This window comes from Streptomyces sp. CRCS-T-1 (assembly GCF_024442335.1).
In the GTDB taxonomy this organism is placed as follows: domain Bacteria; phylum Actinomycetota; class Actinomycetes; order Streptomycetales; family Streptomycetaceae; genus Streptomyces; species Streptomyces koelreuteriae.
Genome location: NZ_CP101651.1, coordinates 1,890,606 through 1,904,001 on the forward strand (window position 1 = coordinate 1,890,606; position 13,396 = coordinate 1,904,001).

A 13,396-nucleotide genomic window follows, 5' to 3' on the forward strand; every position below is an offset into this window, starting at 1 on the left:
GGCTAGAGAAGGTCCCGCCAGAAGGGGGCAGTCGCTCGCGGGCTCAGGCGATCGTCGACCTCGCCCCGCGCCTCGTCGAACTCCCGATTCATGTAATCGGCCAGGTCCATGCCGTAATACACGATGTCGGTCTGCCACATCGAGAGCACCGGATGCCCGAAGCTTCCCCGGCCCGCCGGCAGGTATCGGTGGGCATACACGGGCACCAGCACCGGCGCCTCTGCCAGATGATGCCGCGCCGTCGCCAGTGCCGTCGTCCCGTCAGCCGGACGCTCACCCCACCCCTCGTACCAGAACCCGTTGTCCTCGACATCGAGCAGAACACCCTCGACCGGCCAGTCGAGTTGTCGACGCAAGCTGCCCGAATCGCCGCCGCGCCACTCCGGCCAGGGCCTGGACCAGGTCTGCCCGTCCTCGGGAGGGACATTGACCGGAAGCCCGGCCGCAAGAAACGCTCGGTGATCGTCCGCGAACTCGAAGCCGCACTCGCCCTCGATGCGCGTGAACTCGGCTTCCGTCAGCCCCGACTCGAACTCATAGAGACCTGTCCGTGCCAGACGACATGCGGCCTCCGCACCCAGGCGTACCCCCTCATCACTGATCACCGCTGCACGCTAGCGCCGACCGCAGCCAACCGTCACCCGAGTTACGCAACGGCATCACCTCGGCGTACCCGAGGCCATGCCGGTCCGGCTGTGCCGGATCATGTTGATATCGAGTTCTGGACGGCAGTGCTTGATGCGCCCTCAGCAGACTCGCTGCAGCCCGCGACACAGGTAGCCGGACTGCCCCGTCGCCCCTTGGACTGCCCGGGCCATCGGCGGAGGCGGGATGGCCGCGCCGTCACGTTCGCGTGGGTCCACCGCTGGAGTGCTCTCGGGTCCAGTAGGCCAAGGCACGTTCCGCCTTGGGAAGGGCCCGGTGGGGGGACGGCTTGGTGCGGAGGGTGTCCACCAGGGCGGACAGCAGGGCCGTGGCCTGGTCGGGGAATCCGGCGATGCCGGTCATGACGGCGTGGTTGCGGCGGACGTCGATGCTGAAGTCGTCGAGCGGGCCCAGGACCTCGGCCGCGTCCCGGGCCAGATCGGCCAGGACGTGGAGCAGTTGGGGCAGCCGCGCCGGGTCGGGCACGGGGGTTTCGGGTGACGGCTCGGTGAGGTTCTTGAGCCGCTGGGCGAAGGCGGCCCGGGCACGCAGTCCCGCCGGTGTCCGCTGGGTGCCGTGAGCCGGGTTGAGCGCCAGCGCGATGTGGCCCGAGCCGTCGACCGTCTGCTGGTGGGGCGCGGGATATCCGGTGGGGATGATCCCCGCCCGCGGTGCCGGGGTGGTCGGCAGTACCACCGCCAGCCTGTCGTAGAGCGCGGAGAGGGCGAGATGGCGAGGCCCGTCGGGCAGTCCCTCGTCGAGGATCCGGAGCAGCTCCCCGGTAAAGCCGGTATGCGTTCCCTCGGGCGGGAACAGGGCCTTGACGGTGCGGCCGCACGCGGTGAGCAGGTGGATGCCGTGTCCGTCCGGTCCGAGGGCGCGGGCGGAGAAGCAGCAGTCGAGAATCGCGACCTTGTGTCTCGCCGACGATTCCCTCATCAGGCTGGCGACTTCGGCGAACGGCAGGGCCGGGCTCGGCTCACCCCCTCCGTCGTCCTGTCTGGTGGGAGTGAGGGCCAGGCAGAGACGGTCGTTGCGGCCCAGCAGTCCATGGCCGCAGTAGGAGAAGAGCAGCAGGTCGAGGTCCGGTTCCCGGACCATACGGCGCAGGGGATCCAGCACCTGGCGGGTGTCGGCGGGATCCAGGACCACCGTGGTTCGGCGCGCGTCGAACACCCCCCTTTCTCCGCTGAGGGCGGCCCCCAGGGCTCGGGCTGTGGTCACAGCCTGAGGTATGCGGGTCAGGGACTTGGGGCCGACGTGCCGACCGGTGCCGACGAGCAGCGCGTACGCGGCGCCGGGTGCGGGGGGCCACACGGCCCAGGTCATCCATCCGCTCCGGGCGGGGTGACGGCGAACGCGGACAGCTGGTCCATGACCGCGGCCAGTTGGTCCTCGTCGTCGACCGTGCCACTGACGCGGGTGCCGTCGGGCCGCACCACTTCGAAATCGATCCGCCGGTAGGCCGGACGCCGTTGCTGCAGCCAGAGGAAGAAGGTGTTGGTGACCGCGGCGATCACCGCTGCGGAGGCGTTGATGACGTCCACGGCGACGGCGACATCGCCCTGTTCACCGGGGGCGGGCGGCTGGGTGCGCAGGCTCGCCCTGCCGTCCAGCTGATCCGTGTCGTTGATCCACTCCGCCAGGTCCCTGTTCAGGGTGTCGGCTTGAGCCTCCGAACCCGGGAAGGCGAAGGTCAGCGCGTTCTCCTGCAGCCGGGATGCGGGTGCTTCGGGCATGTCCAGTGGCTCCTGTCGGTCGGTGGGATCATTGCGGGGCCGGAGTTCGGCGGTTGGGTTGATGCGGGACCTGGGGTTCTGTGGTCGGATCGCTGGGACACCGGGCGTTCGGCGGTCGGATCGCTGCGACACCGGGCGTTCGGCGGTCAGGCATCGGAGTCGAAGTCGGCCCAGCCGGCGTCGGTGCTGCCGGCGGGTGCCGCGTGGCGCGGGATGCTCGGCGCCTGTCGACTCAGCGCGAAGAGTTCGGGCTCGCCGGGCTCCTCGTGGGGCAGGCGGAAAACGGCAGCCACCTCGTCGGCGTCCACGAGATCGGCGAGCGCCGTCACCGTACTCGGGTCGCTCAGCCACAGCTGCCCCGCAGCCGGAACACGCAAGAACGGCGGGACCTCCTGCCAGTAGGCCTCCGGAAGCCAGTCCCGGTTGACGCCCAGCAGGTTGCCGCAGGCCACCTGGTGTTCCTCCCAGCTCTGCGGGTGAACGACCCTCGCCCCGGAACTCGTCGGCGCCAGGGTGTGGCCGATGAGGCTGGTCAGGACATCGGACACCGGGCCGTCGCCCTCGACGGCGACCGAGACGCGTGCCCGGTGCAGCCGCCCGGTGCAGCGTCGCGATGCCGCGTCGTACAGAGCGTGAGCCTCCTGGGCGAAGGGGTCGCCCGGCACGGGCCCCCCGTACATGGGGTCGGGTGGTCCCGGTGCCGCGAGGGTCCCGAACACCTGCGCTCTCATCGTCAGGCCCTCGGCCAGTCCGGGCGGAGCGGAGCACGGTTCGAGGCACACGCTGACCACCGTCCGCCGTGGCTCCGCCGCCAGTTGGGCCCAGATCCGGGTCCAGGAAGGCTCATGGGCGTCGAATCGGGACACCGCGGTCGCGATGCGTTCCGCTCCCCAGAGGCGGGTCAAGGTCCGGCAGGTGATGCGTTTGCGGATCTCGGCGATCGCGCCGCCCGCCGGCACGAACGGGGCGAGCAGACGCGCGAGCTCCGTGGTGTCCTCGATCCGGGTTCCCGTCACGTGCGCCGGGAACCGGGCCAGGGTGGGCAGCGCCTCCCGCGCGGCCCGGACCGCGGCTGCCGGGTCGGCGCCGTACACCTGGGCGATGACGACGGTTTCGATCCGTCCGCTCGCCGGATCGCTGATGAACCGCAGATCCCAGCGGGCTGTGGTGCGATCCGTCCAGAGCGCCGCGAGCCAGGTCCGCTCGGCGGCGACCCGGTCGGCTCCGCGACGGGCTTCGGAGAACTCCGGGTAGAGGCCCCCGGGCAGCGGAACGGGACTCAGCGCGAAGGCGACGTAGGCCCAGGTCTCCCCGTTGGGGGCACCGCGCAGCAGGATGCCCCGCGCGTCCCTGGGACCGGCTTCGGTCATCTGGCCCTTCCCTTTCCGCTCTCACCGGTCTTCCCGGGCGGGCCCGCCAGTCCGTCGGTGCTCCCGGGCCCGCCCGTTCCCTCGGGGCGCGTCAACTACCCGTTTGGGTACCGCCCGCGTGAGGGCCGCTTGCGGGCGGAGGTCCGCCGGGCGGCCCCCAGGCGGGCGTGGGCTGGAGGCCCGGCGTCGGAGCGGACTTCGCGCGGTCGTTCTGCACTGCCGGCAGCCCTTCCGGGAAGCCGTAGCTGACGGGCACGGCGACCTGGTCCACCGCCGTGGCCAGTCCCTCCCGGCACGCCGCGTGCACCGCCTCCCGCATGGCCCGCACACCCTCGGTCCGCATCATGATCCGCTCGGGGCTGAGACGACCCATGATGGACGCGAGCAGGTCGGAGACGAACTGGCCGATCAGGGCGTACCCGCGGCGCGAGCGCCACATCTGCCACCCCAGGTAGAGGTTCGTGCCGTACGAGAAGACCGAGACGTAGGCCTGGCACTGGCCCTCCGAGAGCACCAGGCGGTTGCGCACCTGATCCCGGCCCAGCCCGGTGGGGACGATGCGCACGGCATGGTCGACGGGGACACTGCGACGCGCGAGCGTACCCCTGATGGAGCTGTACGCCGAGTCGAGAGATCCCCTCCGGTCCGCCAGCAGAACCCGCCACTCGGCGATCGGTTCGACCAGGCGCATCCCGAGCAGGGTCACCCAGAAGGCGATTCCGGAGACGATGTACGCCAGCCCGGCCATGACGGCGAATCCCTCGCCACTGCCTCCGACGAGGAGGATGAGCCCGAAGAAGATGAGCGGGAGGAAAACCAGGAACGAGGCGAGGACGGCGTAGACGAGCAGTTGGAGCAGCTGCCGCCAGCTGACCGAGTCGTCGAGGGACGTCTCCACCGGCACGTGCTTCAGGTTCTTGTCGAGATACGCGGCGTTGGCGTCACCGCCTCTCCATCCCGGCAGGCTGGTGTACCCGTTGTCGTTCATGTGTCCCCCTGGGTGGCCTCGGATCCGAGGTAGCGATGATTACCCACTGTGGGTGGATAGTCACACATACTTGGAGGTTCCGAAGTCGTGACGGCCCAAGTCCACCGAAACGCGTGAGACTTTGAGCGACAAGCTCTCAGACTGCCGGACAGGCCCCTCTCGTCGCAGGACCCGCCACCCTCCGGCACCGGCCACGCCGCGTGCCCAGCCGCCGGGTTGGCGATCGGACGCCGCGGGTCGCTCGCCCGGCTTGAGCTGTACGAGGAGGAGAACCTCGACAAGGACGCGGACGGCATCCCCGACAGCTACCAGCGCGCCGATGCGAGCGGCGCATGAGCAGCGCGCGGCGTCGACGCCGGGGCAAGCAGAGGGCGCGCGTCAGCCCGTTCCGCCGTCGAGCAACCAGCTGTGGCGCAGCCGTAGCGCCCGCTCGGTGCTGGCCGCCGCCGTGGCCAAGCCGAGTGCGATGTTGCCCCACTTCGGCAGATCGACGGGCGAGGTGAAGGTTCCGGTGTGCCGGGCGATGCCCTCGGATCTGGTGAGCTGTTCGGCCGCTTGTGGAAGGAGGAGGGCGAGGGCGGCGACGAGCACGCACAGTGAGAGGAGACCGATCGCGCGGCTCAGTGCGGGGTGATCGCGTTCGAGGCGCGCGCGGCGTCCCTCGGCGGACCGGGGGTCCGGGACGAGCCGGTACTCGGGGCCTTCGTCGGTGACATAGTGGCACCGCTTGATCCCGAAGGCACTCATCCTCACCTCGACGGTGCCGCCCGGGACGGGGAAGGCGGCGGGGAGTCTGGACACGGCGCGCTGCCTGCCGTCGGTGTACAGGTGGGCCTTGAGGTGGTCGGACGAGTGGTTCTGCCAGTGCCTGACATCGACGGCGTAGACCGTGCGCTGGCCGTCGTCGCCCGTCAGCCGAAGACAGAACAGCGCGCGGAAGGGTAATTGCCACCAGCGGAAACGCTTCAGGGCTCGCCCGTCTCCGGGCTTGACCCGCTGCACGGCCCGACGCCGCCGCCACTCTTTGATCATGCTTGACTCCCGTTGTTCGCCCGGCCCGGGATCAGCCCGCGCGGCAGAGTGTGTCCTTGCCGGGCATCGCGCCTTCGACGAGGTAGCGCGTGGTGGTGTTCAGGGCACAGGGGTTGTCGCCGAGGACGTAGGCACCGTGCCCGCTGTCGTCGACGCTGAGCAGCCGGGATCGGTCCGCGAACTTCTGGCGCAGCATCCTCCCGCCGAGGTGGGGCGTCGCCGGGTCGCGCAGGTTCTGTACGAGCAGCACGTTGCGGGGCCCGTCGTCGTTGACGGCGACCGGCGGCTCGGCCGGGGTGTGCGGCCAGAAGGCGCAGGGTGTGATGTTGGCGGTGGCGGCGCCGAACAGTGGGTAGCGGGTGCGGTCCTCGGCGACGCCGTTCCGGTAGGTGTCGACGTTCGCGGGCCACTTGATGTCGTTGCAGGTCACGGCGGCAAACACCGCCAAGGGGTTGTCGATCGAGGACGTCGCCTCGCCTGCGGTGGCGCTCTGGGACGGCATGCGGCGGGCCGCCGTGTCGTCACCGTCCGCCAGCGCCTGCCACTGCTGCGCCAGCTTGGGGTACTGCAGCTTCTTGAACAGGAGACCGAAGGTGTACTGCCGCAGCAGGCTGCCGTCGAAGCCTGCCACCGGAGCCTTGTCGAGTCGCTCGGCGAGGGTGAGGTAGGTCGCGCGAACCTGCGCGGGAGTGCGGCCCAGCCCGTAGCTGTCGTGCCGTGCGGCCGCCCACTTCGCGAAGTCGGGAAAGGTCTGTTCCATCCCGAGGGCGTAGCGGCGCAGGCCGTCGCGGTCGAGGTGGGTGTCACCGATGTTGCTGTCGAGCACGATCCGGTCGGAGCGCTCGGGGAACATCGACGCGTAGGCGGCGCCCAGTGCCGTGCCGTAGGAGTAGCCGAGGTAGCTGGTCTTCTCCTCGCCGAGCTCGGCCCGGATGCGGTCCAGGTCGCGGGCGGTGTTCGCCGTGGTCAGGTGGCGCAGCCGCCCGTCGCGGTCCTGGCGTGCGCACTGCTCGGCCACCTTTTCGGCGGTCTTCGCCTGTTCGGTGACCGCGGTGTCGTCGGCCGCGTAGGGAGGAATGTTGGAGGTGTAGGGGCCGTCGGGCGTGAACCCGCATGTGACCGGTGCCGAGTGCCCGATGCCGCGGGTGTCCATGCCGATCAGGTCGTAGCTGTCGAGGACGTCGGCGGGAAGACCCCGGGCCACCAGCAGCGCGGCCTGCGCCAGTCCGGCCCCTCCGGGGCCGCCCGGATTGAGCATGAGCGTGCCACGTCGTTCTTCGGGGTTCGTACTGGCCAGCCGGGAGATCATGAGGTCGATCCGGGCGCCGCCGGGGTCGGCGTAGTCCACCGGTACGGGCACGGTGGCGCACCGCAGCTCGGTCGGAGCCGCCTCGGCCACGACGTCCTCGGGACAAGCGCCCCACCGCACCTGCGATGCCCGCGGCCCGTCCGCGGCGGCGGGCACGGCGACCAGCGAGCCGCTGAGGCCGAGGACGACCGCCAGGGCCGGGCTCCGGCCGATACTGCGATGTCGTTTCATGTCCAGTCTCCAGAACCGGTTGCGCGATGTCGGTCGCCACCCATCGCACTCCGTGCCCTTGGGGCACGGTCAATACCGTCCCGCCGCCGTGAAGGGACGAGCGGAGCCGGGGTTGACTGTGCCCTTGGGGCACGGTCTTGAATGGATCGCGTCCCGGAGACGGTCTCGCCGACCGGCAGGACACCGACGGCGACGGAGAACGGAGCCCTCAGGAAAGGGCCTTGCGGTGGCATGGAGCACGAGTCAGCTGGCCGAACTCGCCGGTACGACGCTGAAAACCGTCCGGCACTATCACCGGGTCGGTTTGCTGGACGAGCCGGAACGAGCGGCCAACGGCTACAAGCGGTACGGCATCCATCACCTGGTCCGCCTGCTGCGCATCCGCAGGCTGGTCGACCTCGGCGTGCCGCTGCCGGACATCCCCTCGGCCGAAACCGGCGACGAGGCAGGCAAGCAGATCCTGCGTGCCCTGGACGCGGAACTCGCGGCGAGCATCGAACGCCAGGAACGGATGCGGCGGGAACTGGCGGCGATCCTGGACAACCGGGCCTCGATCGACGTGCCGGCGCCCTTCAAGGAACTCGCCGACGACCTGCCCGAGGCTCAGCGATCCCTCCTGGTGGCGTACTCCAGCATCCTCACGCCCTCGGCGATGGCCGCTCTCGAGGAGCAGCTCTCAGCGCCTCGCAGTGCCGTCGGAGCGGAGTTCGAGGCCCTCCCCTCGGACGCCACCGAGGACGTTCGCCTACGGCTCGCGCAACGCCTCGCGCCCGAAGTCCGCAAACAGCAGAGGGATCACCCGTTCCTGAGGGACCTGGAAGCCTCCTCCCGCCGGGGAGCGGCGGTCACCCAGTCGGTTGTCGCGCAGGCATTGGCCGAGTTCTACAACGAGGCGCAGCTCGACGTCCTGCGACGCGTGCACGCACTGCTTTCGCAGCACGACGCTCCCGGGACGTGACAACGACAGCTGATGTCGCTGTGGCGATGTACCGGGGTCGTGCGGCGACCGAGGGTCGGCTCAATCGTCGGACGTCTGCCCCCGGCGCGGAGTCTGGGGCGACTTCGCGGCCTCCGCCTCCGCCTTGGCGTCGCTCACCGCGGCGGCGGCCTGTTTCCCGGCCTCGTCGGCAGCGGCGGCGGCGCCGAGCGATGCCGTCCAGCCCGCGCCGAGCTCCGGAGTGCGGCCATCGTCCGACAGGTCCTCAGTACCGGCAGCGGCCGCTTCATCGGGTTGCGCGGTTGTGTGCTGCCCCGCCGTCGGCTGATCACCGAACGCGCGGGTGACGGTCCGGACCGCCTCGGTCAGCTCCCCCGGGATCACCCAGAACGTGTTGTTGTCGCTGCTTGCCAGGTGCGGCAGCGTCTCAAGGTACTTGTAGGCCAGGATCTTCGGATCGGCGTTGTTCCGATGGACGGCCTGGAACACCAGCTCCACCGCCTTCGCCTCACCGTCCGCCCGCAGGATCATGGCTTGTTGCGTGCCCTGCGCCTCCAGGATGTCCTTCTGCTTCGTACCTTCCGCGGTAAGGATCTTGGCTTGCCGTTCCCCCTCGGCATGCAGGATGGCCGCGCGCTTGTCACGCTCGGCCCGCATCTGCTTCTCCATCGCCTCCTTGATCGTGTGCGGTGGATCGATGGCCTTGATCTCGACACGGTTGACCCGGATGCCCCACTTGCCGGTGGCGTCGTCGAGGACGGCACGCAGCCGGGAGTTGATCTCCTCGCGCGAGGTGAGCGTCTCCTCCAGATCCATGCTGCCGATGACATTCCGGAGGGTGGTCACGGTGAGCTGATCGATGGCGTGGAGGTAGTCGGCCACCTCGTAGGCCGCGGCCCGGGGGTCGGTGATCTGGTAGTAGAGAACGGTGTCGATGTTCACCACGAGGTTGTCCTCGGTGATCACCGGCCTGGGGTCGGACGAGTAGACCTGCTCGCGCACGTCGAGTTTGGTGTTGATGCGGTCCGCCACCGGCACGACCAGGTTCAGCCCGGGCTGCAGCGTCCGGCGGTATCGGCCGAACCGCTCGACGTTGTAGCGGCGAGCCTGCGGAACGATCCGCACGCTGGAGGCCACGAGGAAGACGACCACGATGGCCGCCACGAGGGCGAGGACGACAACCGGATCCACAGTGCCTCCATTGCTGTGCGTTCAGCCGTTCACGGAAGAAGCTCGCGGGGGTAGACGACGGCCGTGGCACCTTCGATCTCCATGACGTCGACCAGCGCTCCCACCGGGATGACGAGGCTTTCGTCGAGCGCGCGGGCGGACCATTCCTCACCGGAGAGCTTGATCAGGCCACGGGTCGCGGTGACCTCCTGCATGACCTCGGCACGCTTGCCGATCAGCGCGTCACTGCCCTCGCGAGTCAGGGGCTGCTGTGCCAGATGCCGCAGCGCGACAGGACGGACGATGACGAGGCCCGCCGCCGCTGCCGCTGCGAGGGCCAGGAGCTGGCCGAGAAGGCCAATACCCACGCCGGCGACCACAGCGGCAACCAACGCGGCACCGGCCAGCAAACCGAAGACGAGAGTCAGGGTGAAGAACTCCGCGGCACCCAGTGCCGCGGCGGCGAGCAGCCATACGAACCACGGCATCGGATCGCCCTCCTTCTGGGGCCCTCCTCACCAAGCTACCGCCCGGACCCGCCGGGCAGAACAGACACGGCAGCCGCCGCTCATGGCAGGACGAAGCGTGCGACGGCGGCGAGGCAGGTGACGTAGATGTCGCACGGGCGACTCGTGATCCTGGGCGGTGCTCGGTCGCTGGGCGACGGGGCTGTACAGGGAGCAAGGATTGCTGTCAGGGAGTGACGATGGCGAAGTCAGGGTCGGGGTCCGTAGTTCGGCGTCACTCAGGGTGATGTCGGTGTCAGGTTCGGCCATTTCGGGTGTCGTACCGGTGGTGTGGACGAGGACGCCGTTGCGCAGGCGCAGGTTGACCGGGTCCGCGCCGTGCGGGCTGAAGCGGATGGTGAGATCCGCGTGCCGGCTACGGGGTCCGTCGACTCGGATGGCCAGGGAGTCGACAAGCTGGTCAAGAGTCAGGGCAGCCAACAGGTCGGGCGAGTTGGTGACGGTCGGGGTGCCCACCGAGCCCGTGCGCAGTTCGAGCGCTCCGGTCAGGTAGAAGTTGCGCCAAGTACCGTTCTCGCTGCCGTAGCCGAGCTGTTCCAGGGCGTCGGCCTGCAGGGCGCGTGCCTCGGCGTTGCCGGGATGGGTGAAGACGACATGGTTGACGACCTGCGCGACCCAGCGGAAATCTCCGGCGGCGAAGGACTCGCGGGCCCGGCGCAGTACGTGTTCGGGGCCGCCGATGAAGTCCACGTACCGCTGGGCGGGATTGCCGTCGAACCAGCCCAGGTAGTGCTGGTAGACCGCCTTGACGTTGTGACTGACCGAGCCAAGGTCGCCAAGCGTGCGGCGCCGAGTGGTTCGCCGATCGGCGAGGTGAGGAGCGGTGGCTGGGGCTGGGGCTGGGCTACGTACGGGAAGCGCACCGCACAGGGCGCCAGGCGCCCTGGATCGATTCCGGGTCCCGCCCCTGGCTTGCCGCTCGGGCGGTACTCGCACTCCTCCTCGACCAGCTGGTGAGCACCGGGTGGTGACGCGGGTCGGGAGAGAGGAAGGTGGAAGCGGAAGGCGAAGACATGACGATCGACGTGACGGCCACGCGCGTCGTCCCGCGGCCGCGCGAGCGGGTGGCCGCGTACGCCACGGACCGGCGGCACCTCCCCGCTGCTCGTCCGCCAGGCGCGAGGCAACATCGCCAAGGACCAGCGCGACCCGCAAGCACGGCTTGTGGAACAGGGGTGAGACGGCGATGGCGTACGACGAAGGACTGGCCGAGCGAATCCGGGAACGGCTGGGCGCGGACCCGGCGATCAGCGAGAAACGGATGTTCGGCGGGCTCGCCTTTCTGTACCGCGGCAACATGGCCGTGGGCGTCACCAGCGACGACCTCATGGTCAGGGTCGGCCCGGAGGCGACGGACACGGCGCTGGTACGGCCCGGGGCACGGTTCTTCGACTTGACCGGCCGTCCGATGCGCGGCTGGGTCGTGGTCGAGGGCGCCGCGGTCGCGGAGGACCAGGCGCTCGGCGCGTGGGTCGACGAGGGACGCGCGTTCGCGGCGAGCCTGCCTCCCAAGTGAGGCGGGGGCACGGCGCGCACGGCATGTGACGCAGCACACTCTCCATCGCCGATGACTTCGGGCGCGGCCCCAGGTCATACGGCGGACTGCATCGGAACAGACGGGAGACCACCGCCATGACCACCACGTCCTCCACCACGCCCTCGACCGTGAAGGGCCCCGCGAGCTACTTCCCTTCCATCGAGAAGAAGTACGGCCGCCCGATCGCGGACTGGCAGGACCTCATCCGCTCCTCGCCGCTGACCCGGCACATGGAGCTGGTGAACTGGCTGAAGTCCGAACACGGACTGGGGCACGGCCACGCCAACGCGCTCGTCGCCCACACGCTCGCGGAGCACGCCGGCAAGTGAGGCCCGCAGCCACATCCGCATCCGCGCCGCCGCGGCCAGGCGGCCGGGTAACTGCGCAGACCCTTCGACGGGAGGGCCGCCGCCCACACCGCGCATAACGCGCACGCGGAGAACAGACAGATCAGGAGCCCTTTGCCGCCGGCTCAAGAATCGCCACGCACTCCACGTGATGCGTCATCGGGAACAGATCAAACGCCCGAAGCATCCGCACCCGATACCCCCCATCCCGGAAATACCCCAAGTCCCGCGCCAACGCCGCCGGATCGCAAGCCACATACGCGATGCGCCGTGCGCCGAGCGACGACAGATGCTTCACCGTCTTCCGCCCGGCGCCCGCGCGCGGCGGGTCAAGGACGATGAGGTCGACGTCCGTGATGCCCGTGCGCGGCAACACGCTCTCGACCTTGCCCTGTTCGATGCGGACGCGGTCGAAGTCCGCGAGATTGTGGCGCGCATCCTCCACCGCCCGCTTGCCGGACTCGATTCCGAGGACCGCCCCGGCGTCGCCGACCCGGTCGGCGAGGGCGCCGGCGAAGAGGCCGACGCCGCAGTAGAGGTCGAGGGCCATGTCGCCCTTGCGGGGCAGCAGGCCCTGCATGACCGCGGTCACGAGCGTGTCGGCCGACTTCGGGTGGACCTGCCAGAAGCCGCCGTTGCCGACCCGGTGGGTCCGGCCGTCCGCGCGTTCGCGGACGAAGGGACGGCCGTGGACACGGTGAACACCGCCGTCGCGTTCGTCGACCCGCAGGACGGAGACGGGGCGGTCCAGTTCGACCAGCGGCAGGCGCGCGCCCGGCTTCGGCGTCAGGACCACCTGGCGGTCCTGGGAACCCGTCGCCGCGATCGCCTCGACGGAGTCCATGCCGGTCCAGTCGCGCTTCTCGATGCCCAGCTCGCTGACCTCGTCGGCGGCGATCATGCAGTGGTCGATCGGCTCGACCTCGTGGGAGCGGTGCCGGCGCAGGCCCGCGCGGCCGTCGGCGGTGACGGCGTACTGGACGCGGGTGCGCCACGCGGGGACCTGGCCCGCGGGCAGCTTGTCGCCCTCGGCGGGCACCACCGTGCCGTCCCAGCCGGCCTCCTCCGGGGTGAGCCCGGCGAGCCGCTGGAGCTGTTCGGCGATGACGTCGGCCTTCAGGCGCCGCTGCGCCCCCGGCTTGGCGTGCTGCCAGTCGCAGCCGCCGCAGCGGCCGGGGCCGGCGAACGGGCAGGGCACGTCGATGCGGTCCTTGGAGGCGTCCAGGATCTCGACCGCGTCGGCGCGCAGGAAACGGGCACCCTCCTCGCCGTCCGTCACCCGCGCCACGACCCGCTCACCGGGCAGCGCGTGCCGGACGAACAGCACCTGGCCCTCGGACGTACGGGCGATGCAGTGGCCGCCGTGGGCGACGGGGCCGACCTCGACCTCGTACTCCTCCCCCACCAGCGACTTCCTCGGTTCTGCCTGCATGGCGGGGTGACTCCAAAAGCGTGAGGGGAACGATCAAAGGGGTGCGGCCGAACGGAGGCGGCCGGACAACAGCCCACCAGTCTACGTGGCTGCCGCCCGGCCGATTCACGCCCGTTTCGCACGGGCCTCAGG

14 protein-coding genes are annotated in these 13,396 nt (G+C 70.1%); 3 read left to right on the top strand and 11 right to left on the bottom strand.

Features of this window, described 5'->3' with window-relative positions:
- Window positions 1-2: 2 nt before the first annotated feature.
- From NNW99_RS08320 to NNW99_RS08350, 7 genes are all read right to left on the bottom strand, one after another.
- Window positions 3-605, bottom strand: coding sequence for a hypothetical protein (locus tag NNW99_RS08320; protein ID WP_215118063.1), 603 nt, complete (start codon window positions 603-605; stop codon window positions 3-5).
- Window positions 606-843: 238 nt separating this feature from the next.
- On the bottom strand, window positions 844-1,974 hold the full coding sequence (locus NNW99_RS08325; protein WP_215118064.1) for a hypothetical protein: 1,131 nt from the start codon (window positions 1,972-1,974) through the stop codon (window positions 844-846).
- A complete protein-coding gene (locus tag NNW99_RS08330; protein ID WP_215118065.1) occupies window positions 1,971-2,384 on the bottom strand; it encodes a hypothetical protein in 414 nt (137 codons plus the stop codon). The genes NNW99_RS08325 and NNW99_RS08330 overlap by 4 nt, the downstream gene beginning before the upstream one ends.
- Before the next feature lie 146 nt (window positions 2,385-2,530).
- Window positions 2,531-3,754: a hypothetical protein gene (locus NNW99_RS08335; protein ID WP_215118066.1), complete on the bottom strand. Its 1,224-nt coding sequence runs from the start codon at window positions 3,752-3,754 to the stop codon at window positions 2,531-2,533.
- A 91-nt stretch (window positions 3,755-3,845) separates the two neighbouring features.
- Window positions 3,846-4,742, bottom strand: a complete 897-nt coding sequence (locus NNW99_RS08340) for a hypothetical protein (RefSeq protein WP_215118067.1) — start codon at window positions 4,740-4,742, stop codon at window positions 3,846-3,848.
- 378 nt (window positions 4,743-5,120) lie between these two features.
- Window positions 5,121-5,774, bottom strand: a complete 654-nt coding sequence (locus tag NNW99_RS08345; RefSeq protein ID WP_215118068.1) for a hypothetical protein — start codon at window positions 5,772-5,774, stop codon at window positions 5,121-5,123.
- A 31-nt stretch (window positions 5,775-5,805) separates the two neighbouring features.
- Window positions 5,806-7,314, bottom strand: coding sequence for an alpha/beta hydrolase (locus tag NNW99_RS08350; RefSeq protein ID WP_215118069.1), 1,509 nt, complete (start codon window positions 7,312-7,314; stop codon window positions 5,806-5,808).
- A gap of 226 nt (window positions 7,315-7,540) precedes the next feature.
- On the opposite strand from NNW99_RS08350, the gene NNW99_RS08355 reads away from it, so the two are divergent.
- Complete coding sequence (locus tag NNW99_RS08355) at window positions 7,541-8,272, top strand: MerR family transcriptional regulator (RefSeq protein ID WP_251057747.1); 732 nt, start codon at window positions 7,541-7,543, stop codon at window positions 8,270-8,272.
- 60 nt (window positions 8,273-8,332) lie between these two features.
- On the opposite strand, the gene NNW99_RS08360 is transcribed toward NNW99_RS08355, so the two are convergent.
- Genes NNW99_RS08360 through NNW99_RS39090 form a run of 3 tightly spaced genes read right to left on the bottom strand, consistent with a single transcriptional unit; the run spans window position 8,333 to window position 11,247 of the window.
- Window positions 8,333-9,442 carry an SPFH domain-containing protein gene (locus NNW99_RS08360; RefSeq protein ID WP_215118071.1) on the bottom strand — a complete coding sequence of 370 codons (1,110 nt, stop codon included), beginning with the start codon at window positions 9,440-9,442 and terminating at the stop codon, window positions 8,333-8,335.
- Window positions 9,443-9,471: 29 nt separating this feature from the next.
- Complete coding sequence (locus tag NNW99_RS08365; protein WP_215118072.1) at window positions 9,472-9,909, bottom strand: NfeD family protein; 438 nt, start codon at window positions 9,907-9,909, stop codon at window positions 9,472-9,474.
- Window positions 9,910-9,936: 27 nt separating this feature from the next.
- Window positions 9,937-11,247, bottom strand: coding sequence for an alkyl sulfatase dimerization domain-containing protein (locus NNW99_RS39090; RefSeq protein ID WP_215118073.1), 1,311 nt, complete (start codon window positions 11,245-11,247; stop codon window positions 9,937-9,939).
- On the opposite strand from NNW99_RS39090, the gene NNW99_RS08375 reads away from it, so the two are divergent.
- Window positions 11,135-11,464, top strand: a complete 330-nt coding sequence (locus tag NNW99_RS08375) for a TfoX/Sxy family protein (RefSeq protein WP_215118074.1) — start codon at window positions 11,135-11,137, stop codon at window positions 11,462-11,464. The genes NNW99_RS39090 and NNW99_RS08375 overlap by 113 nt on opposite strands.
- Before the next feature lie 116 nt (window positions 11,465-11,580).
- Window positions 11,581-11,814, top strand: coding sequence for a DUF4287 domain-containing protein (locus NNW99_RS08380; protein WP_215118075.1), 234 nt, complete (start codon window positions 11,581-11,583; stop codon window positions 11,812-11,814).
- Between the two features lie 121 nt (window positions 11,815-11,935).
- On the opposite strand, the gene NNW99_RS08385 is transcribed toward NNW99_RS08380, so the two are convergent.
- Window positions 11,936-13,264, bottom strand: coding sequence for a class I SAM-dependent RNA methyltransferase (locus NNW99_RS08385; RefSeq protein ID WP_215118076.1), 1,329 nt, complete (start codon window positions 13,262-13,264; stop codon window positions 11,936-11,938).
- Between the last annotated feature and the right edge of the window lie 132 nt (window positions 13,265-13,396).